Origin of the sequence: Prosthecodimorpha hirschii (genome assembly GCF_001305515.1) — a bacterium.
Lineage (GTDB): Bacteria > Pseudomonadota > Alphaproteobacteria > Rhizobiales > Ancalomicrobiaceae > Prosthecodimorpha > Prosthecodimorpha hirschii.
This window is the reverse complement of sequence record NZ_LJYW01000001.1, coordinates 5,943,919-5,965,000: the sequence shown is the minus strand read 5'-3', so window position 1 is coordinate 5,965,000 and position 21,082 is coordinate 5,943,919. Positions and strand designations below refer to the sequence as shown.

The window sequence follows — 21,082 nt, the reverse complement described above, 5'->3', positions numbered from 1 at the left end:
TCAGCTCCGGTTTTCGGGCGCGGTCACGTCGCGCAGGCCGTCGCCGAGGAGGTTGATCGCCAGCACCAGGCTCGCCAGCGCCACGCCCGGAATGGCGATCACCCAGGCGCTGAAGAACATGAACTGCTTGCCCTCGGCGATCATCAGCCCCCAGGACGGCAAGGGCGGCTGCACGCCGAGGCCCAGGAAGGAGAGCGCGGCCTCGAGCAGGATGGCGTGGGCCATCTCCAGGGTGGCGACCACGATCAGCGGGTTGAGGATGTTGGGCATCACCTCGGACAGCACGATGCGCCGGGTCGAGCAGCCGATCGCGCGGGCGGCGGCGATATAGTCGGCATGGGCGACCTGCATGGTGGCCGAGCGGGCGACCACGGCGAAGCGGTCCCAGAGCAGGAGGCCGAGTACCAGGATGACGGTTTCGAGCGAGGACCCGACCAGGGCGGCGGCGGCGAGCGCGATCAGCACCACCGGCAGCGCCAGACGGACATTGACGACATAGCCGATCGCCATGTCGACCCGGCCGCCGAAATAGCCGCCGGCGACGCCGAGCGCGGTGCCGATCAGGCCGGAGACGACGACCGTGGCGATGCCGATCAGGAGCGAGATGCGCGCGCCGTAGACCAGCCGGGCGAAATAGTCGCGGCCGAGCTTGTCGGTGCCGAGCCAGTGCTCCCAGCTACCCTTGGCGTGCCAGACCGGCGGGATCAGGCGGCGGGCGATGTCCTGGTCGTAGGGGTCGTAGGCGGTGATCAGCGGCGCGAACAGCGCCATCGCGACGATGATGGCCAGCACGGTGGCGCCGATCATGAAGCTCGGATTGCGGCCGGCGCGGCGCAGGAAGCGGGCGGTCGGCGAACGGCGCGGCGGCACGGCTTCGAGCGCGGCGGCAGGGGCCAGGGCGGAGGAAGGCGCAGGGGCGGTCATGCGACGCGGATCCTCGGGTCCAGCCAGGCGTTGATGAGATCGGCCAGGAAGGTCAGGCCGATATAGATCGAGGCGAGCAGGAGCACGATCGCCTGCACGACGGGGAAGTCCTTGCGGCCGATCGCCTCCCAGGCGAGATGGCCGAGGCCGTGCATGGAGAAGACCGCCTCGACCACGATCGAGCCGCCGAGCATGAAGCCGAACTGCACCGCCGCCAGCGCCACGACCGGCACCACCGCGTTGCGCAGCGCATGCTTGAAGAGGACGGTCGGCCAGCGCAGGCCCTTGGCGCGGGCGGTGCGGATATAGTCGGAGGCGAGCACGTCGAGCATGCCGTTGCGGGTCAGGCGCATCACCGCCGGCACCGCGTACCAGCCGAGCGCGATCGCCGGCATCACGAAATGCGCCCAGGTGGCATTGCCGGAGACCGGCAGCCAGCGCAGGTTGACGGCGAAGACGAGGATCAGCGTCAGCCCGAGCCAGAAGGTCGGGATGGCCTGTCCGAGCACGCAGAAGACCAACGCGGCGCGGTCGATCCAGCCGCCCCGGTTGACCGCGGCGACGACGCCGAGCGGGATCGCGACCAGAAGCGCCAGGCCGAGCGCGATGGCACCGAGCGTCATGGTCACCGGCATGCGCTCGGCGACCAGCGCGGCGACCGTCTCGCGGAAATAGAAGGAGCGGCCGAAATCGAAATGCAGCGCCCCGGCAAGCCAGTCGAGATACTGGACCGCGAGCGGCTTATCGAGGCCGTATTGGATGCGGACCTGTTCGACCTGTGCGGGCGACGCCTCCGGCCCGGCGATCGCCAGGGCGAGGTCGCCGGAGAGATGCAGCAGCAGGAAGGCGACGATCGACACGGTCAGGGCGACCGACAGCGCAACGCCGAAGCGCCGCAGGATGTAGAGAAGCATGGAAGCCTCCGGAAACCGGGGAGCGGGCGACAGGGCGCGCGATCGGAACGGCGCGCCCTGTCCGGCAGGTCCGGCAGCGGGTGGCGGGCTTTGGGATCGGGATCCCGACCGCCCGCCCCTCGCCTCACTTCCAGCGGGCCGCGTAGAAGCGCGGCATCTCGTCGGGCTGTGCCGCGAAGGCGAGATCGGACGAGAAGGCATAGTTGGTCGAATAGGAGAAGAGCGGGAACAGATAGGCCTTGGCGGCGATCGCCGAGAGGGCCTCCTGGTAGGTCTTCTTGCGCTCGGCGAGGTCGATGGTGGTGTCGGCCTTGTCGAGCAGGGCCTTGATCGAGGCATCGCGGCTCATGTCGTCCTCGTCGCCCTTGAACCATACGCCGGTGAAGGCCGAGGCATCGCCGACCGAGAAGGAACCCCAGGTCTGGTAGTAGATCGGCACCTTGCCGGCCCGGTTCAGCTCGCGCAGGGCGCCGTATTTCAGGTAGTTCAGCTTGGCGCGGATGCCGACCGCGCGCAGGTAGCCGATCACCGCCTCGGCATAGTCGCGCTCGCGATAGGCATAGAACTCGATGTCGAAGCCGTTCGGATAGCCGGCCTCGGCGAGCAGCGCCTTGGCCTTGGCCGGATCGTAGGCATAGCGCGGCACGCCCTCGTCGGTGCAGCCGGTCTGGTCGATGAAGCAGGCCGAATTCATCACGCGCGCGCCGCCGCGGACCAGATTGTCGACCATCGCCTTGCGGTCGATGGCATGCGAGATGGCCTGGCGGACCTTCTCGTTCTTGAGCGGAGTATTCGAGTCGGACCGGCCGATGGCGTCGAACTGCAGGAAGCCGACGCGCATGGTCTCGGCGGCCAGCACGGTCACGTTGGGCACCGATTCGAGCTGCTTGGCCTGGTCGGTCGGCACCCGCCAGATCCAGTCGACGCCGCCGGTCATCAGTTCGGCCATGCGCGTGTCGCCGTCCGGGATGACGCGGAACTCGAGCTTGCCGATGGCGACGTCGCCGAGCGGGCTGCCCTTCCAGTAGGTTTTGGACTTCTCGAGCTTGACGCCCTTGCCGCTGTCGACCGACGTGATCCGGTAGGGTCCGGTGCCGACCGGCGCCTTGGCGAAGCCGTCGAGACCGACCTTCTTGAAATAGGCCGCCGGGAAGATCGGCGTCGGGCCGGCGAGATATTCGAGCGCCGCCGGGAACGGTCCCTTCAGCTTGATGCGGACCTTGTAGTCGTCGAGCTTTTCGGTCGACGCCATCCAGCTGACATTCTGCTTGGTCACCACCTTGGCTTCGGGCGTCAGCACGTAGTTGAAGGTGAAGACGACGTCGTCGGCCGTGAAGGGCGAGCCGTCATGGAAGGTGACGCCCTTGCGCAGGTCGAGATCCAGCGTGACCGGATCGACCCAGGTCCAGGAGGTCGCCAGATAGGGCTCGTAGGCGCCGGTCTTCGGATTGCGATGGACCAGCGTCTCCCAGGCGTGGCGGGCGATGATCACGCCCTCGCGCACGTTGTTGTGGTAGGGGCTGATGTTTTCCGGTTCGCTGTCGGACGCATAGACCAGCGTATCGTTGGCCTTGCCGGCCAGGGCCGCGCCCGGCAGGCCCAACGCCATCGCCGCCGCCAGGACCCAAAGGCTTCCGCGCTCGATTGCCACCATGCCCCATCTCCACCGTGGTTGTGTGCGCTGCACCAAAGTTGACCATGGCACGGTAATAGGCAAAACGGCCTCTCACAATTATAATATTTGGATCGGATCATTGCCGTTTCGGCAAGGCATGGGAACCGGCAGCATGCATGGCACGGCATTGCGCTACTTCATGGAGGTCGTCCGGACCGGCTCGATCGCTGAGGCCTCGATCCGCCTGAACGTGGCCGGATCGGCGATCAGCCGGCAGATCGGCAAGCTGGAGGCCGATCTCGGCGTCGAGCTGTTCGAGCGCCGGCCGCGCGGCATGGTGCCGAGCCAGGCCGGCGAATTGCTGGCCCGCCACGCCCGGCGCACCTTCCTGGAGGCCGAGGCCGTCGCGCACGACCTGCAGCGCCTGCGCGGACTGGCAACCGGCGTCGTGCGGGTGGCCGCGACCGAGGGCTTCGGCATGATCCTGCTGCCGGCCGCGATCCGCAGCTTCCGGGAGCAGCATCCGGGCATCCGCTTCGAGCTCAAGGTGACGGCGCCGGGCGCGGTGACGCGACTGGTGCGCGGCGGCGATGTCGATATTGGGCTGACCTTCACCTTCGCGCCGGAGCCGGACGTGCGCATCATCGCAGCCGGGCGGGCTCAGATCGTCGCCGTGATGGCGCGCCATCATCCGCTCGCCGCGCGTGCCGCCCTGTCGCTGGCCGAGCTGGCGTCGGAACCGCTCGCCCTGCCGGAGAAGGACACCACCGCCCGGCAGATCTTCGACATCGCCTGCGGGCTCGCCGGGGTGACGGTCGAGCCGGTGCTGGAATCCAACTACATCGCCGGGCTGTGGAGCTTCGTCGAGATGGGCGGCGGGCTGACCATCGCCAGCGCCTTCACGGTGCATACACGCTCGACGCAGGATCGCGTCGCCTCGGTGCCGATCACCGGACCGGCGGTCGACCAGCGCCGCTACGAGGTCCAGGCCATGCTCGGCCGGCGCCTGCCCGACGCCGCCGAGGCCTTCGCAGTGCATGTCATCGCCGCGATCGACGAGTTGCTGGCGGCCTTCCCGTCGCCGGGGGACTGACCCGCACCGGCGAACGGCATCGACGGCCCCGGCGGCCCTTCAGCGATCCGGACGGCCCCTCAGGCGGCCCGCTCGCCGGCCGCGACCCGCGCGCGCGTCGCCGCGACCGCATGATCGAGCCACTGGGCGAAGCTCTCGGCATAGCTGCGCGAGACCGCGACCTGGAAGGATGCGGCATCCTCGGTCCACAGCCAGACCGGCATGCCGGCGATCTCGGTGACCGCCGCCGCACCGGCCGGGAAGACCGAGACATGCAGGTCCAGGCTGCAGCCGGTCTCCAAGAGCAGCCGCGCGGCCGGGCCTTCGATCCGGAAGCCCTCGCGCGCATCGGTCTGGTCGGTGACCAGCGCAGTCTCGCCGAGGCTTGCGGCCAGGCGCCGCTCCAGCGCCCAGCCGTCGCCGGGGGCGGCCGCGACCCAGTGGTCGACGCCGATGCCGAAGGCCATCAGGTCGCCGGCGCGGGCGAGGCGCGGCCCTTCGGGCAGCGCGAAGCCGAAGGTCTCGGCGAAGCGGGACCGGGCGGCGGCGGCACGGCTGCGGGGGGCGACGATGGCGGCGAACCCGGTCTCGAACGGGCGGACGGTGACGGCATCAGGCACGGGCGCGGTTCCCTTCCGGATCGACGAAGCACGGGGCGACGACCTCGACCTCGACATCGCCGCCGCGCACCGGATCGTAGGCGCGGACGATCTCGGCGTGGCGCTTGTCGCCATGGGCCAGGAAGCCGAGCCCGATCCAACAGCCGAGCGTCGGCGAATGGGCGACCGAGGTGATCCAGCCCTGGTCGTGGGCGGCGGTGGCATCCGGCCCCTTCGGCAGGAGATGGGCGCCGGCCCTGAGCCGTGCGGCCCGGTCGACCGGCTTCAGCCCGACCAGCCGGCCGCGGGCCGGATCGGTCAGATAGGGCCGTGCGGCGAGTACGCGGCCGATGCAGTCGTGCTTGCGTTCGGCGAAGGCGCCGAGCCCGAGCATGTGGGCGGAGGTCTGGCCGTTGATCTCCGAGCCGACCGGATGGCCCTTCTCGATGCGCATGGCGCCGACCGCCTCGGTGCCGTAGGGCACGATGCCGAAGTCCTGGCCGGCGATCAGCAGCCGGCGCATCAGGTCGGCGCCGCGCCGGGCCGGGACGGCGATTTCGAAGGCCAGTTCGCCCGAGAAGGTCAGGCGGAACAGGCGCGCGCGCACGCCGCCGAGCACGGTCGTCTCGGCGCAGGCGACCGGCGGGAAGGCCGCGCCGGACAGGTCGAAGCCGGGATCGACGATGCGGGCGAGCACGTCGCGGGCGCGCGGGCCGGCCAGCGCCAGCTGCGCCCATTGCTCGGTGGCCGACTGCACCACCACGTCCATCTCGGGGAACAGCACCTGCCGGGCATATTCGACCTGCTCGTAGACCTTGGCCGCATGGGCGGTCGAGCAGGTCATGACGAAGCGTTCCGGGCCGAGCCGGGCGACGGTGCCGTCGTCATAGGCATAGCCGTCCTCGCGCAGCATCAGGAAATAGGCGCAGCGGCCGACCGCCAGCTTCATCACCGAATTGGCGCAGAGCCGCGTCAGGAAGGCGGCGGCGTCCGGGCCGAACACCTCGATCTTGCCGAGGGTCGACATGTCGCAGACGCCGACCGCCTTGCGCACCGTCGTCACCTCGCGGTCGACGCTCTGCTGCCAGTCGGTCTCGTGCGGCAGCGGGAACCATTGCGCCCGCCACCACGGGCCGACCTCGATCATCTGCGCCTCGCGCTCGACCGCCACCATGTGGATCGGCGGCAGGCGGCGCGGCCGGAAGGCCATGGCGCGGTGATGGCCGGCCAGCGCCCCGATCGCCACCGGTTCGACCGGCGGGCGCATGGTGGTGATGCCGGTCTGCGGAATGGTGCGGCCGGTCAGTTCGGCCAGGATGGCGAGGCCGTTCAGATTGGCGGTGCGGCCCTGGTCGGTCGCCATGCCGAGGGTCGTGTAGCGCTTCAGATGCTCGACCGAGACGTAGCCCTCGCGCGCGGCCAGCGCCACGTCGGCGTCGGTCACGTCGTGCTGGAAGTCGACAAAGGCCTTGCCGGCGCCCTTCGATCCCCCGACATGCCAGAACGGCGTCAGCGCCGCGCCCTCAAGGTCGACCGCCGCCTCCGTGCCCCCGGCCGCGAAGATGTCGGCGAGCCGGAAGGTGCCGGCGGCCGCGCCGGCGAGGCGGATGCCGGGCGGCAGCTTTCCGGCCGTGAAGGCGGCATGGGCGTCCGACCAGACCGGGCGGTCGCCGCGATGGGTGGCGAGCTGGATGTCCGGCTGCCAGTTGCCCGAGACGCCGAGCGCGTCGGTGGCGATCCGGTCGGACCCGCCGCCCGGCAGATCCACGTCGATCGCCTCCAGAGCCTTGCCGCCGAGCGCGCGCCGCAGCCGCGCCCCGGCGAGCGCCCGCCCGCTGCCGGCCGCCACCGCGGCGGTCAGCGCCGGGGCGACATCGGCACGCGGGTCGATCACGGCCGCGACCGTGACGCCGGAGGCGATCAGGTCGGCGGCGGCGTGCCAGCCGCTGTCGTTGGCGGTGAAGAGGGTGACGGCGCGGCCCGCCGCCGCCCCGTAGCCGACCGCATAGTGGCGCAGCGCGCCGGCCAGCATGACGCCCGGCAGGTCGTTGCCGGGGAACACGATCGGCCGCTCGATCGCACCGGCGGCGACGATCGCCTCGCCGGCGACCAGCGTCCAGGCGCGCTGGCGCGGGCAATGCGGCGGCGGCACCGGCAGATGGTCGGCGACCCGCTCCAGCGCGCCGAACTGGCCGCCGTCATAGGTGCCGAACACGGTCGTGCGCCGGAGGATGCGGACATGCGGCGCCGCGGCGAGTTCCGCCTCGACGGCGGCCGCCCAGGCGGCGCCGGGCTGGCCGTCGATCGTCCGCCGCGTGGTCAGGAGCGAGCCGCCGAGCCGGGCGTCGCGCTCGACCAGGATGACCCGCCGCCCCGCACGGGCCGCCGTCCGGGCAGCGAGCAGGCCGGCCGGGCCGGAACCGACCACGAGCAGGTCGGCATGAGCGGTCGCGGTCTCGTAGCTGTCCGGGTCGGGCTCGCCGGATAGGCGGCCGAGACCGGCCGCACGCCGGATCAGCGGCTCGTAGAGCTTTTCCCAGAAGCTCGAAGGCCACTTGAAGGTCTTGTAATAGAAGCCTGCCACAAAAAGCTTATCGAGCAGGCCGTTGACCGCCATCAGGTCGAAGGTGAGCGACGGCCAGCGGTTCTGGCTCCAGGCCTCCAGGCCGTCATAGAGCTCGACCACCGGCGCCTTCAGGTTCGGCTCGCGCCGGGCGCCGCCGCGCAGTTCGACCAGCGCGTTCGGCTCCTCCGGCCCGGCCGCGAACAGGCCGCGGCGGCGGTGATACTTGAACGAGCGCCCGAACAGGCTGACGCCGCCGGCCAGCAGCGCCGAGGCGAGGCTGTCGCCGGCGAGGCCCTGATAGGCCTTGTCGTCGAAGCGGAACGAAAGTCGGGTGGCGGGATCGACCAGCGTGCCGCCGGCGGAAAGACGATAGCCGCTCATCGGGCACCTCCCTCGGCTTCGACCGCCACCGCGGCTTCGGCCGCCACGACGGCTTCGGCCGCCACCGTGGCTTCGACCGGCACGACGGATTCGATCGCATGGGTCCGGGTATCGCGCGTCACCGTCACCCAGCCGTGGCAGCCGGCGCGGTGGAACCAGTGCTCGCGGATCGGGCCGGCCGGATTGTCGCGCAGATAGACATAGTCGAAGAAGGCCGCCTCGCCGGCGTCGGCCGCGGGGCGCACCGGCGCGGCATCGCCGCGGTAGGTGAATTCGGCCGCATCGCGCAGGCCGCAGAAGGGACAGGTGATCAGCATGGTTTCGGCTCGCGCGGCATCGGTGCGGGTGCGGCTTCAGTGCAGGTTCGGCTGGGCGCCCATGCCCTTTTCGTCGACCACCGCGCCGGAGCGGAAACGGTCGAGGGTCAGCAGCGTCGCGGTGGGATGCGGCGCGTCGCGGGCAAGGAGATGCGCGAAGGTCATGCCGGAGGCCGGCGTCGCCTTGAAGCCGCCGTAGCACCAGCCGGCATTGAGATAGAGCCCGTCGATCGGCGTCCGGTCGATGATCGGCGAGCCGTCCATGCTCATGTCCATGATGCCGCCCCAGTGGCGCAGGATGCGCGCCCGGCCGATCATCGGCATCACCGCAATGCCGCCCTCGCAGACATCGCGGATGACCGGCAGGTTGCCGCGCTGGGCGTAGGAATTGTAGCCGTCGATGTCGCCGCCGAAGACCAGGCCGCCCTTGTCCGACTGGCTGACATAGAAGTGGCCGGCGCCGAAGGTGATCACCCCGTCGACGGTCGGCTTCAGCCCCTCGGAGACGAAGGCCTGCAGGACGTGGCTCTCGATCGGCAGGCGCAGCCCGGCCAGGGATGCGACCCGCGAGGTGTTGCCGGCGACCGCCATGCCGACCTTGCCGGCCCGGATCGCGCCGCGGGAGGTCTCGACGCCGACGATGCGACCGCCCTCGCGCAGGAAGCCGGTCACCTCGGCATTCTCGATGATGTCGACGCCGAGCCGGTCGGCGGCGCGGGCATAGCCCCAGACGACGCCGTCGTGACGGGCCGTCCCGCCGCGCCGCTGCAGGAGGCCGCCGCGGATCGGGAAGCGGGCATTGTCGTAGTCGAGATAGGGATGGCGGGCCATCACCTCCTCGCGGGTCAGGAGTTCCGCGTCGATGCCGTTGAGGCGCATGGAATTGCCGCGCCGGGCATAGGCGTCGCGCTGCGAATCCGAATGGTAGAGGTTCAGGACGCCGCGCTGGCTGACCATGGTGTTGAAGTTGAGGTCGGCCTCCTGGCGCTCCCAGAGCTTCATGGACAGTTCGTAGAAGGACACGTTGCCGGGCAGCAGATAGTTCGACCGGATGATGGTCGTGTTGCGCCCGGCATTGCCCGAGCCGATCCAGCCCTTCTCGACCACCGCCACGTTGCGGATGCCGAAGGTGGCGGCGAGATGATAGGCGGTGGCGAGCCCGTGGCCGCCGCCGCCGACCACCACGACATCGTAGGACGGCTTCGGCTCCGGCTTGCGCCAGGCCGGTTTCCAGCGGCGATGGCCGGTGAGCGCACCGGCGACGAGCGAGGCGATCGAATAGGTCATGGAAGCGCGCGGAGCCTCAGAACGGCGGACGGGCCAGGACGATGCGGGGCGGTCGGCGAAAACCGTTGTGGCCGCCAGTCTCCCGGGCTAGGACATCCCCTGCATGCCCAAGAACGCTGACTTCTTGCCTGAAAGCGCGGAACTTGCGATCGGCTTCCTGCTGCTGCCGGACTTCGCGATGATGTCCTATGCCTGCGCCAGCGAACCCTTGCGCGCGGCCAACCGGCTCTCCGGGCGGACGCTCTATCGCTGGCGCCATTTCTCGGTCGACGGCGGACCGGTGATGGCCTCGAGCGGCGTGCCGATCGTGCCGGACGGGCGCATCGGCGACGATGTCCGGCTCGACGCCCTGTTCGTCTTCGCCGGCGGCAATCCGTCGACCATCGAGCATGGCCCGACCGAGGCCTGGCTGCGCACGCTGGCGCGGCGCGGCGTCCGGCTCGGCGGCATTTCCGGCGGCCCGTTCCTGCTCGCCCGCGCCGGCCTGCTCGCCGGCCGGCGGGCGACCATCCACTGGGAGCATCTGCCGGCCTTTGCGGAGAGCTTTCCGGATGTCGGGACGACCGGCACCGTCTACGAGATCGACGGCGACCGGATGACCTCGGCCGGCGGCGTCGCCGCGCTCGACATGATGATCGAGCTGATCGCGCGCGATCACGGCGCGGCGCTGGCCGCGGCCGTCGGCGACTGGTTCCTCAGGAGCGAACTGCGCGCCGGCGGCACGCCGCAGCGCACCGGCACGGCCGAGCGGCTCGGCATCGCCGATCCGCGGCTCCTGCGCGTGCTGTCGCATATGGAGGCGAACCCGACCGAGGCGCCGTCGCGCCTCCGGCTGGCGCGCATCGCCGGATTGTCGGTGCGGCGGCTCGAGGACCTGTTCGCGGCCCATCTCGGCAGCACGATCGGGCGCCATGCGCTGGCCCTCAAGCTCGACCGCGCGCGCCGGCTGCTGACCCAGAGCGGATTGTCGGTGATCGAGGTGGCGACCGCCTGCGGCTTCCAGAGCGCGAGCCATTTCTCGCGCAGCTACCGGACCCGGTTCGGGATTCCGCCGAGCGCCGATCAGGCCGGCCGCGCGGGCCTGCCGCGCGACGGGCCGGGCCGGGAGCGCCCCGGTCGGGAGGGATCCGGCCGGGAGGGCCCTGGTCGAGAGGGATCCGGTCGGGAAAGCCCGGGGCGGGATGGCTCCGGTCAGGATGGCTCCGGTCGGGATGCAGCCGGACGGGCCGCGGTCAGATCGCAATCGAACAGGACGTCGCCGCCGAGCCGATAGATGCCGGCCGGCGGCCTGAGCACGTCCGCCAGCCGTTCGACGCCCGGCAGCGCGATGCCGGTCGGTCCGGCGCCGATCAGCACCGGCGCGACGATGACATGCAGCCGGTCGAGCGCGCCGGCGGCGAGGAAGCGCGACACGGTCTGCGCCCCGCCCTCGATCAGGAGCCGTCCGAGCCCGGCCGCCGCCAGCGCGTCGGCGACCGCGGCAGGCGCCAGTCCGCCGGGTCCGGCATCGACGACCAGATGCTCGACGCCGGGCGGCAGGTCGGGCGAGGCATCCGGGCCGGTCACCACCACGCGCCGGGCGCCGTCGTCACGAAAAAGTTGGAGCGCCCGCGGCGTCCGCCCGTTGGGATCGATCACGACGCGGGCGGGCGAACGGCCCTCGCAGAAGCGCACGCCGAGCTGCGGGTCGTCGGCGACGGCGGTCGAGACGCCGACCACCACGGCATCGACCAGGGCGCGCAGCCGGTGCAGGTGGGCGAGCCCGCCCTCCCCGTTGATATATTTGGATTCCCCGCTCGGCGTCGCGATCCGCCCGTCGAGCGACTGGCCGAACTGGCCGACCACGAAGCGGGCGCCCCGGAACGGATCGAACAGGGCTGCCCAGGGGCCGGGCAGAGCGCCGCCGCTTTTGCAGGCGGTCGTGATGGCGCGCCACTCGGCGTCGCCCGGCTGGTCGTGATAGGGTGTCAGCGGTCTCGCCTCACATTTTCGTTCACGGGATGTCATCCATCCGGTGCGGAGATATGTATATGGCGATGTGACGAACAGGAAAGCGGCATCGCGCCGATGAAATCCGGTCTCGTCTGATCTGTATCCGCAGCTTTTCAAGAAGCGCTGCGCCGGGAGACGCGTTGCATGACGGCCTTGGAAACCCTGTTCGGAAGCGATGCCCGCCGCGGCGTCGAGCGCGCCGTGGCCGAATTCCGTTCGGGACGACCCTGCCTGATTTGCGATCACGACGGCGCCTCGCTTCTGGCCGCGCCGAGCGAAGGGCTCGACGATGCCCGGCTCGGCGCGCTGTCGGCGCTGGCCGGCGGCCGCGCGCCGAGCCTCATCCTGACCGGGCGTCGGGCGCACTGGCTGGGTCTCCTGGATCACGAGCCGGAAGCCGTGGCGCTGGACATGCGCGCCGGCGTCGATGCCGCGACGGTCGCCGGTCTGGTGCTCGGCGCCCGCGAACCCGCGGCGATGCCGGTCGCCGCCGATCTCCGGCCGGCCGACGCCTTCGGGCGCGCCGCGGTCGACATCGCCCGCCTCGCCCATCTCGCGCCGAGCGTCGTCCTGATGGCGCTGTCGCCCGCGCGCATCGCCGAGATCGCGCCCTTCGTGGTCGGTGTCACGATCGGCGAGGTCGCGGCCTACCGGGCCAGCGTGCCGTCCGACCTGATGATCGTCTCGCAGGCGCGCGTGCCGCTGCGCCCCGACGTGCCGAGCCGCTTCGTGGTCTTCCGCGGCGGCGGCAGCCTGCACGACCAGGTCGCCATCGTGGTCGGCACCCCGCCGGTCGATGCGCCGGTGCCGGTCCGCCTGCACTCCGCCTGCCTGACCGGCGACCTGTTCGGATCGCTGAAATGCGATTGCGGCGACCAGTTGCGCAACACCGTCGCGCGCTTCCACGAGATCGGCGGCGGCGTGCTGCTCTATCTCGACCAGGAAGGCCGCGGCATCGGCATCGCCAACAAGATGCGCGCCTACCGGCTGCAGGAGACCGGCTTCGACACCATCGATGCCGATGCGCAGCTCGGCTTCCGCGACGACGAACGCGACTATTCGGAAGCGGCGCGGATGCTGCAACTGCTCGGCTATTCCCGGGTGGCGCTGCACTCCAACAACCCGCGCAAGCTGGAGGCGCTCAGGCGCGCCGGGCTGACCGTGGTCTCGCGCGAGCCGGTCAAGACGCCGGTCACGCTGGAGAATGCCCGCTATCTGAAGACCAAGGCCGCACGCGCCGGCCACCTGATCGATACCGCCTGGGTCGACGAGGTCGAGGCGGCGCTCGTCGCGTCCGCCCGGGCGACGGCCGCCGAATAGGCGCGGCGCGATCGCTGCGGCCGCGCCTTGTTCCCGAGGGAACAGACGCGGCCGGCGCAGCCTGCTAGCGTCGTCCCTGCGGCACATGTCCTGCCGAAGGAGGAACGCCGATGGGAGAAGCGCAGCGCTATACCCGCGTCGCCAGGGCCTTGCACTGGCTGATCGCCCTGCTGGTGGCCGGCAATGTCGTGGGCGGCATCGTCATCGCGAATGTCGAGAACCAGAACACGCTCTACGACCTGCACCGGTCGACCGGCTTCGTGATCCTGTGTCTTGCGGCGATCCGGATCGTGTGGCGGCTGACCCATCGGCCGCCGCCCTTGCCGGCCCATATGCCGGCCTTGCAGAAATTCGCCGCCGAGGCGGTGCATTGGGCGCTCTACGGCTTCATGTTCGCCACCCCGCTCGCCGGCTGGGCGGCCGCCAACGCCTATGGGGCGACGGTCTCGGTCTATTGGCTGTTCAACCTGCCGTCGATCGCGCCCAAGGACGAGGGATTGTTCAACATCCTGAAGGGGACGCATGCGGTGCTGGCGATCAGCTTCACCGGCGCGATCCTGGTCCATTTCGCCGGCGCCATGTTCCACACTATCGTCCAGCGCGACGGCCTGATGCGGCGCATGTGGCCAGTCTGAGCCCGGGGCCGGTCTGAGCCGGGGCTCGATGCCCGGCCGGGCGTGAAGTCCGACCGGGCGGCGACGGATCGTCGCCCGGTCGGGGATGGTGTGCGGTCACATCGGCCGGTTCTTCTTGCGCCGCTTGATGATGTTGATCGCCTCGACGCCGGCCGAGAAGGCCATGGCGGTGTAGATGTAGCCGCGCGGGATGTGGAAGCCGAGGCCATCGGCGACCAGCGCCACGCCGATCAGCAGCAGGAAGGCCAGCGCCAGCACCTTGGTGGTCGGGTGGCGCTCGATGAAGGCCGAGACCGGGCCGGCGGCGACATACATGACGCCGACCGCGATCACCACGGCGGCGACCATGACCTCGACATGGTCGGCGAGACCGACGGCGGTGATGATCGAATCGACCGAGAAGACGAGGTCGATCAGCACGATCTGGCCGATCACCAGGTTGAAGGCCTTGGGCGCGGCGATCTTGGCCTCGCTGACGGCATCCTCCTCGACCTCGTCGTGGATATGGCCGACCGCCTTCCAGATCAGGAAGGCGCCGCCGCCGATCAGGATGATGTCCTTCCACGACAACGCAAACCCGAAGGCGGTGAAGACCGGATCCTTCAGCGCCACGATGGCGGAGATGAAGAACAGCAGGATGATGCGGAACACCAGCGCCAGCATCAGGCCGATCTGGCGCGCCCGCTTGGCGAGTTCGGGGCTGAGCTTGGCGGTCACCACCGAGATGAAGACCACGTTGTCGATGCCCAGCACGATTTCGAGCGCCGTCAACGTGATCAGGCTCGCCCAGACCGCAGGGTCGGTCAGCAGTTCGATCATCCCACTCCTCGCATTGCGGTGTGCCGCGCGGCCCCGTGCCGGCAGCTTAACCGATGCGCTGGAGATAGAACGCTGCGCAATTGCCGCAAGGTCCACCCTGTCAGGTTTCGGTCAGTTTAGTCCCGCTGCGGCCAGCAGCCGCGCGCCGACCGGCGAGGCCAGGATCAGCCCGGCGCCCCAGGCCGCCAGCAGGAGCCCGATGGCATAGGACAGGCCGCGCGAGACGACGGCCTTCTCGACCGTCATGATCGCGCCCAGGATCGCGATCCAGACCACGTTCATGATCCCGACCGCGAACATCACCGCCATCAGCGCCCAGCAGCAGCCGAAGCAGGCGATGCCCTGCCCGATGCCGAAGCGAATGACCGCGCGCCGGTCCGCCCGCCAGCCGGAGGCGAGCGCGGTCGCCGGGACCCGGCAGCGCACCAGGCAGGCGGCCTTCATCGGCGTCAGCTGGTAGAGGCCGGCGGCGATCAGCGTCGAGCCGGCGAGCACCAGGCTGGCCGGCGCCATGGCCGGCGTCAGCGCGCCGAGCACCGTGAGCCCGGCCTGGACGACGGTGGCGGCGACCGCGAACAGCGTCCAGACGGCCAGATAGCCGAGCGCGACCAGCACCGTCGCGGCCGATCCGATCCGTTCCGCCCGCGCGCGCCGGTCGAAGGCGGCGAGCATCGGTGCGGCGCTCGGCAGCATCATGGCCAGCACCATGGCGAGCCACATCAGGAAGACCAGCGCCAGATCGCCCGCCCCCCAGGGCCCCGCCCCCGGCATGCCGAAATGGCCCGCATCCGGCGTGCACAGCACCGCGAGCGCGGCCCGTGCGCCCTCGGGCAGTCCGGCGAAGAGATTGAAACGGTTCAGCCAGCCCATGCCGGGACCGAGCGCGGTCATGTCGGTCGCCGGCAGCATGGCGGCGACCAGGACGGCGAGCCAGGCCCAGCCGAGGCCGACGGCGAGCGCGAAGGAGACCATCAGCGGCGCCGGCACGCGCGCGCCCGCCTCCTGCCCGGAGGCGCGGCGTTCGGGATCGGCGGCGAGGCTCGCGGATGGGAACGGCATGGCGGGCGGCTGTCTCGCGGGTGTCTCTTCGGAACCGGATTTATCCCCTTAGCACGACAATCGCGCGCTGGCTTTGATCCAACCCCATGTGCGGATCGCCGCCGCGGGCTATATGAAGGCGCCAGCATGCCCGTTCCGCCGATCCGACCCGGAGAGTGCCCATGACCGCGCCCGTAGCCGCAGCCTTCGACGTTGCCGTGGTGGGGGCCGGCCCGTCCGGGCTCGCCGCCGCGCTCCTGATGGCGCAGTCCGGCTTCCGCACCGTCTCGATCGCCCCGCAGGCGCTCCCCGCCGACCACCGCACCACGGCCCTGCTCGGCGGCTCGACCGCGCTCCTGGAGCGCATGGGCGTCCTGGAGGCCCTGACCGCGCGCGGCGCGGAGCTCCGCACCATGCGCCTCGTCGACGTGACCGGCCGGCTGATCCGCGCGCCCGAGGTCGATTTCCACGCCCGCGAGATCGGCCGCGGCTCGTTCGGCATCAACGTCACCAACGGCGACATCCTCGACGTGCTCGGCGCGGCCGCGGACGCGACGCCGAACCTGACCCGGATCGACGGGATGGTCGAGACCGTCGAGCTCGGCGAGCGGCTGGCCCGGCTGACCACCGCGTCCGGCGCCGTCATCGAGGCGAAGCTCGCCGCCGCCGCCGACGGGCGCCGCTCGCGCCTGCGCGAGGCCGCCGGCATCGGCGTCAAGACCTGGACCTATCCGCAGTCGGCGTTGATCCTCAACCTGAAATGCGAAGTGCCGCATGACGAGGTCTCGACCGAGTTCCACGGCCGCCACGGCCCCTTCGTGCTGGTGCCGCTGCCCGGCAACCGCATATCGGTCGTCCTGGTCGAGCAGCCGGCCGAGGCCGAGCGCCTGGCCGCGCTCGACGACGCGGCGCTCGCGCGCGAACTGGAGCGGCGCGCCCATTCGCTGCTCGGCCGCTTCACCGTCGACAGCCCGCGGCAGGTCTATCCGCTGTCCGGCCTGACCGCGCAGCGCTTCGCCGACCGCCGCGTCATGCTGATCGGCGAGGCCGCGCATGTCTTCCCGCCGGTCGGCGCGCAGGGGCTCAATCTCGGCCTGCGCGATGTCGGCTTCCTGGCCGAGGTCGCCGTCCGCGCCCGCCGCGCCGGCCGCGACATCGGCGGCCCCGAGACTTGCGCGGATTTCGACCGCGCCCGGCGCGGCGACGTGACGCTGCGCACCGCCATGGTCGACATGGCCGACCGCGCCCTCCTCTCCGACCACCTCCCCGCCCAACTCCTGCGCGGCCTCGGCCTCGCCCTCGCCGACCGCATCCCCCCGCTGCGCCGCCTGATCATCCGCGAAGGCCTGACCCCGACGTTTGGTACGCCGCGGGTGATGCGGGAGGTGTCTTAGGAAGGGCGGCGTTGAAGGGGCAGATCTTTCGATCCAGCGCAAAGCAGGCGGTTCGTCCCGTCTTCCTGCTTCTGCGTGTAAATGGGTTCTGTTCGCCTCATCAATGTTATTTTCCGATCGCACCTTGATGCGCTGGCAGCCTCAACCACAAGTTCCGTCGAGCTTTCGCGCATCACGATCTAAACATCGGAAGCCAACCTGTTGACATAGATTATGCTACGCACCTGATCGCACTTCGCTGAATTGCGGGTCAGGAGCTTCTCGATGGATATGAATACCGCAATAACTGCATTTCTACGGCATTGCCGAGCCGAGCGAGACCTTTCAGACAACACGCTCAAGGCTTACCGCCAAGATCTCCGGGAGCTCTCGAATTATCTGGTTCAAGGCCATCCCTCTCCGGATTCTCCGGGCGAGTTGGCAGCCTATGCAGAATGGCTCACCACGGTGAGGACACTCGCCCCCGCTACCGTAAAGAGGCGCCTTGCCTGCCTTAGGGCCCTCTTCGCATGGGCCGAGCGTCGAGGTGAAATCAGCGCCTCACCGTTTCGAACTGCCGAGTTAAGGGTGCGATTGCCAAGACGCCTGCCTCGATGCCTGACGGCGGTGGAACTGAGAAAGCTGTTCGCCTCGCGCCGAGACCGGGGCGCAGCCATCGCTCTCGCCATTCTGTTGCTATTCACGACGGGGATGCGGGTATCGGAATTGACGGCTCTGACCGTTGCCGACATCGACCTTGAGCGTAGGACGTTGCGCGTTCGCGGAAAGGGCAATCGAGAACGGCTTGTATTCCTTGCGTCGGCCGACGTCGTATCGGAACTGCGATCCTTCTTGAAAACTGAAGGAAGGCATCGAGCTTCCCCGCGGGCGTATTTGTTCCACAACAAAGTTGGCGGGCGCCTCTCAACGGATCAAATTAGGCGCGGGCTAAGAGCCGTTGCTGCCAACGCTGGAATTCCCCGTCGGATCACACCGCATATGCTTCGTCATTCAGCTGCGACAAGTTTGCTCGAAGCGGGCATTGATATTCGATTCGTCCAGCGACTGCTTGGACACCGGTCGATTTCAACCACTGAAATTTACACCCAAGTGAGCGACGAACGTCTCAAGCAGGCCGTGCTCAAGGCAAACACCTTAGGGAGGCTACGAGCAGGATAACTAGGAATTATGGTTGACTTCTGCGAACTGAAAAGCGGGGCCGTCTGGCTATCAGATTTGGAGGTTTTAGTTGAAATAGATAGTATCATTCAGAAATTCAGATACTATTCGTCGAAAAATTTCGGGCGCATACTCGTCATAGACAACGAAGTTCAACACGTTGAGTACTGGGCTCCATTTTATCATGAAATCATCGTTCATTTGCCATGTAGTTTCTTGAAGGAACCGAGAAATGCCTTGATTATTGGAGGAGGAAGTCTCTTCGCGGCTCAAGAGCTAATGAAATACGATTCAATTGAACATATTGATTTAGTTGATCATGATGCAAACGTTATTGAAGCAACAATGCTGGCATATCCTGAACGAAAACATATATTAGATGACCGAAGATTAAGAATATCATTTCAGAAATACGAGAAATTTCTCCCGGAGTGCAAAAATACGTATGATCTAGTTGTAAATGATTGCTTTGATTTGTATGAGGTTACAACTAGGAGAGAGATAGATTATTATAATATTCTTCTGAATCTTCTGAGTGAAGAAGGCATTTGTTCAGATTTAATATACAGAAGTATTTATGATGATGGCATACTGAATCGCGCTATACGTCGAATTCCAAGTCATCTCAATTACGCTGGATCATTAATCGCGGTGCCCGAGTATCCCGGTGTATTCCACTTATTAACGTTGTGGGGGAAATGCGGGGCTTTGGATAAAAAATTAACAAGATCGATAAACAATGAGCAAATAAATATGTCTCTCAACGGAGAATTCGCAGTTTTTGATCCGTCATTCTTAAACTATTATCTGTACTTGCCGCCATATTTAAATAGATTCGTTAGATAAATATCCGCGAAAATGTCACATCGGCAGAATCTGCAGTCATTTCATCAAAATATACTTTTGTCTTATTCCATTGGGGTCTCGCGCGTAGTTTCTCTGCGCAGATTTTTAACTCAGATCTATCACTGAAATGACCATATTCTAGAAGGTATTGCTCATTCTTGCTATCAGTTAGTGACCATTGCGAGCCAAGGAGACTGCAAGTCGATTCATGAGGTTTTCTCCGCAGATATATTGAGTTAACCTGCAGATAGTATAGTTCTTTGTATGGCGTTGTATCCAGCTTTACCCCAGAATGACCGGCAATTCCTTGTAGGACAAATCCGTGCTGCGTAGGGCAACGAGCTACTCTTCCCCCAATTCTTGCAACTCGTCCAAAAAAATCCGGATGAAAGAAATCTGGTATCACATTTTTTAGATAGGTCGTAGAAACAACACCAAGTAAACCCTCTCCTACATACCCATATCGCGCAAATATTCCAATCAAACTCTCACCATTCAGACTCTTCAATCGCAATGAAGAATCACTTCCATTTAGGAATTCCATTGCCTGATACTTTTCGCTATCAATTTTACCATCGAAATCGTATACATTTCGCCACTTCTTAGCATTTCCAAAAGGATTTCCAGGAAACAGTTGAATGTACGGCGATACGAGCCCGTCGATATAAACTTGATCTCCTTCTGAGATGCCGCCTTGTTGAAGACCTCTCATCCAGAAATCTAACGGGCCTTGATAAAGGTTTTTATAGAGAGCAGTTTCAATTACTTTTGCAAATGCATAGCTGCCGATCGCGCCAACGATTGTTTGCGCAGACGCCTCGAGCAGAGGTTTCCACAGAAGAGCATCAAGAACCATAATTCCTAGTTATCCTGCTTTGAAATTCGGTTGCTAGAGGTGAAATTTACACCGAAAGGTCGCTGAGTGCAAAGCGATTTCGATAAGACTGTCACAATGCAGCGTCCTGGCGAGCCACCGTCTGCACTTGCCACCCCCTCACCGCAACCCCGGCGCGATCGGGACCGGGATCGCCGTCAGCTCCCCGCCGCCCGGCACCTCCACCCGGCCGTTGAACAGCCCGCGGGCCTGGAAATGTGGGTCGGCGAGGGCTTCGTGGAGGGGGGCGACGAGGGTGGCGCAGCAGTCGGCGGCGGCGAAGATGGGGTGCCAGGCGGCGGCGGGGCGGGCGCGGAGGCGGTCAGCGACGGCGGCGCGGGTGGCCTCCGGGGTGGCGGCGTCGTCGCGATAGGCCGGCGGCAGGGCGATCGCGTCGCAGAAGGCCTGCCAGAACTTCTCCTCCAGGGCGCCGACGGCGATCAGGCGGTCGTCGGCGGTGGCATAGAGGCCGTAGCGCGGGCGGCCGCCGGTCAGGAGGTCGCCGCCGGGCGGCGGGGCCAGGCCGGACGCCTCAGCCTCGGCGAGCGCGAAGCCGGCGAAGGCGAACAGGCCGTCCGCCATGGCGATGTCGAGATGGGCGCCCTGCCCGGTCCGGCCGCGGCGGATCAGCGCCAGGAGGATGTTGATGACCGCCGGCAGGGTGCCGCCGCCGATATCGGCGGTCTGGGTCGGTGTCACGGTCGGGTTTCCGGCGGCGCCGGGCGACAGGGCCAGGATGCCGGTCAGCGCCTGGTAGTTGATGTCGTGGCCGGCCTCCAGGGCGCGCGGGCCGGTCTGGCCGTAGCCGGAGATCGAGCAATAGACGAGGCGCGGGTTGAGCGCGCGGACGGTCTCGTAGCCGAGGCCGAGCCGGTCCATGACGCCTGGCCGGAACTGCTCGACGAGCACGTCCGCGCCGGCGATCAGGGCGTCGAGTTCGCCGCGCGCGGCCGGGTCCTTCAGGTCGATCTCGCGGATCGTCTTGCCGCGGTTGAGCAGCAGCCAGGGGATCGAGACCGCCGCGGCGCCCTCGCCGCGGAAGGGCGGGAAGCGGCGCATGTCCTCGCCGCCGGGCCGCTCGATCTTGATCACCCGCGCGCCCGCCTCGGCCAGCATCAGCGTCGCCAGCGGCCCCGGCAGCAGGGTGGTGAAATCGAGGACGGTGATCCCGTCGAGCGCCTGCATGGTCCGTTTCCCCGGATCGCGTCTGTCCGGGGCGATCCTAGCGGAAGTGCATCCGCCGTCCATGCTGGCCGGGCGGGCCGGACGCGTTGGACACGTCGACTTGGCTCAAGTCGACGCCCGGACCGTCGGCGCAACGGGTCGACAGC

19 protein-coding genes are annotated in these 21,082 nt (G+C 67.6%); 7 read left to right on the top strand and 12 right to left on the bottom strand.

The genetic code is table 11. From position 1 onward, the window contains the following. The 3 genes from ABB55_RS26175 to ABB55_RS26165 form a co-directional block, all read right to left on the bottom strand. Nucleotides 1–924 (bottom strand): ABC transporter permease, encoded by a 924-nt coding sequence (locus tag ABB55_RS26175; protein ID WP_054361455.1) that lies wholly within the window; start codon nucleotides 922–924, stop codon nucleotides 1–3. Next, complete coding sequence (locus ABB55_RS26170; protein ID WP_054361454.1) at nucleotides 921–1,838, bottom strand: ABC transporter permease; 918 nt, start codon at nucleotides 1,836–1,838, stop codon at nucleotides 921–923. The genes ABB55_RS26175 and ABB55_RS26170 overlap by 4 nt, the downstream gene beginning before the upstream one ends. A 124-nt stretch (nucleotides 1,839–1,962) precedes the next feature. Next, entirely contained in the window at nucleotides 1,963–3,492 is a 1,530-nt protein-coding gene (locus ABB55_RS26165) for an ABC transporter substrate-binding protein (protein WP_054361453.1), read from the bottom strand. A gap of 133 nt (nucleotides 3,493–3,625) precedes the next feature. Between ABB55_RS26165 and ABB55_RS26160 the strand changes: the two genes are divergently transcribed. Continuing rightward, entirely contained in the window at nucleotides 3,626–4,546 is a 921-nt protein-coding gene (locus ABB55_RS26160; RefSeq protein ID WP_054362308.1) for a LysR family transcriptional regulator, read from the top strand. 59 nt (nucleotides 4,547–4,605) lie between these two features. Here the strand turns inward: ABB55_RS26160 and ABB55_RS26155 are convergent, their stop codons facing one another. Genes ABB55_RS26155 through ABB55_RS26140 form a run of 4 tightly spaced genes read right to left on the bottom strand, consistent with a single transcriptional unit; the run spans nucleotide 4,606 to nucleotide 9,675 of the window. Continuing rightward, on the bottom strand, nucleotides 4,606–5,145 hold the full coding sequence (locus tag ABB55_RS26155; RefSeq protein ID WP_054361452.1) for a sarcosine oxidase subunit gamma: 540 nt from the start codon (nucleotides 5,143–5,145) through the stop codon (nucleotides 4,606–4,608). Further along, the gene (locus ABB55_RS26150) at nucleotides 5,138–8,071 is read right to left on the bottom strand and encodes a sarcosine oxidase subunit alpha family protein (protein WP_054361451.1); all 2,934 of its coding nucleotides are present in this window, start codon (nucleotides 8,069–8,071) and stop codon (nucleotides 5,138–5,140) included. The genes ABB55_RS26155 and ABB55_RS26150 overlap by 8 nt, the downstream gene beginning before the upstream one ends. Continuing rightward, nucleotides 8,068–8,388, bottom strand: a complete 321-nt coding sequence (locus tag ABB55_RS26145; RefSeq protein ID WP_054361450.1) for a sarcosine oxidase subunit delta — start codon at nucleotides 8,386–8,388, stop codon at nucleotides 8,068–8,070. Before ABB55_RS26145 ends, ABB55_RS26150 begins: the two co-directional genes overlap by 4 nt. A gap of 36 nt (nucleotides 8,389–8,424) precedes the next feature. Next, entirely contained in the window at nucleotides 8,425–9,675 is a 1,251-nt protein-coding gene (locus tag ABB55_RS26140; RefSeq protein WP_054361449.1) for a sarcosine oxidase subunit beta family protein, read from the bottom strand. A gap of 103 nt (nucleotides 9,676–9,778) precedes the next feature. On the opposite strand from ABB55_RS26140, the gene ABB55_RS26135 reads away from it, so the two are divergent. Then, on the top strand, nucleotides 9,779–10,948 hold the full coding sequence (locus ABB55_RS26135) for a GlxA family transcriptional regulator (RefSeq protein ID WP_083463963.1): 1,170 nt from the start codon (nucleotides 9,779–9,781) through the stop codon (nucleotides 10,946–10,948). Here ABB55_RS26135 and ABB55_RS26130 read toward each other — a convergent pair. Then, nucleotides 10,867–11,682, bottom strand: a complete 816-nt coding sequence (locus ABB55_RS26130; protein ID WP_083463962.1) for a RibD family protein — start codon at nucleotides 11,680–11,682, stop codon at nucleotides 10,867–10,869. The genes ABB55_RS26135 and ABB55_RS26130 overlap by 82 nt on opposite strands. Before the next feature lie 129 nt (nucleotides 11,683–11,811). On the opposite strand from ABB55_RS26130, the gene ribA reads away from it, so the two are divergent. Both ribA and ABB55_RS26120 read left to right on the top strand, forming a co-directional pair. Next, the gene (gene ribA, locus ABB55_RS26125; RefSeq protein ID WP_054361448.1) at nucleotides 11,812–12,987 is read left to right on the top strand and encodes a GTP cyclohydrolase II RibA; all 1,176 of its coding nucleotides are present in this window, start codon (nucleotides 11,812–11,814) and stop codon (nucleotides 12,985–12,987) included. 110 nt (nucleotides 12,988–13,097) lie between these two features. Beyond that, nucleotides 13,098–13,622 (top strand): cytochrome b, encoded by a 525-nt coding sequence (locus tag ABB55_RS26120; protein WP_054361447.1) that lies wholly within the window; start codon nucleotides 13,098–13,100, stop codon nucleotides 13,620–13,622. A gap of 96 nt (nucleotides 13,623–13,718) precedes the next feature. On the opposite strand, the gene ABB55_RS26115 is transcribed toward ABB55_RS26120, so the two are convergent. Further along, a complete protein-coding gene (locus tag ABB55_RS26115; RefSeq protein ID WP_054361446.1) occupies nucleotides 13,719–14,441 on the bottom strand; it encodes a TerC family protein in 723 nt (240 codons plus the stop codon). Nucleotides 14,442–14,552: 111 nt separating this feature from the next. Next, entirely contained in the window at nucleotides 14,553–15,500 is a 948-nt protein-coding gene (locus ABB55_RS26110) for a DUF2182 domain-containing protein (RefSeq protein ID WP_054361445.1), read from the bottom strand. Between the two features lie 161 nt (nucleotides 15,501–15,661). Here ABB55_RS26110 and ABB55_RS26105 point away from each other — a divergent pair, with 161 nt between their 5' ends. From ABB55_RS26105 to ABB55_RS29275, 3 genes are all read left to right on the top strand, one after another. Continuing rightward, the gene (locus tag ABB55_RS26105) at nucleotides 15,662–16,873 is read left to right on the top strand and encodes a UbiH/UbiF family hydroxylase (protein ID WP_054361444.1); all 1,212 of its coding nucleotides are present in this window, start codon (nucleotides 15,662–15,664) and stop codon (nucleotides 16,871–16,873) included. Between the two features lie 264 nt (nucleotides 16,874–17,137). Further along, the gene (locus ABB55_RS29280; protein WP_083463961.1) at nucleotides 17,138–18,031 is read left to right on the top strand and encodes a tyrosine-type recombinase/integrase; all 894 of its coding nucleotides are present in this window, start codon (nucleotides 17,138–17,140) and stop codon (nucleotides 18,029–18,031) included. Nucleotides 18,032–18,040: 9 nt separating this feature from the next. Further along, complete coding sequence (locus tag ABB55_RS29275) at nucleotides 18,041–18,877, top strand: spermine/spermidine synthase domain-containing protein (protein ID WP_083463960.1); 837 nt, start codon at nucleotides 18,041–18,043, stop codon at nucleotides 18,875–18,877. Here the strand turns inward: ABB55_RS29275 and ABB55_RS30035 are convergent. Together ABB55_RS30035 and ABB55_RS26100 are read right to left on the bottom strand one after the other, a co-directional pair. Next, a complete protein-coding gene (locus ABB55_RS30035; RefSeq protein WP_152982198.1) occupies nucleotides 18,870–19,733 on the bottom strand; it encodes a hypothetical protein in 864 nt (287 codons plus the stop codon). The genes ABB55_RS29275 and ABB55_RS30035 overlap by 8 nt on opposite strands. A gap of 138 nt (nucleotides 19,734–19,871) precedes the next feature. After that, nucleotides 19,872–20,936, bottom strand: a complete 1,065-nt coding sequence (locus ABB55_RS26100) for a CaiB/BaiF CoA transferase family protein (protein ID WP_083463959.1) — start codon at nucleotides 20,934–20,936, stop codon at nucleotides 19,872–19,874. Between the last annotated feature and the right edge of the window lie 146 nt (nucleotides 20,937–21,082).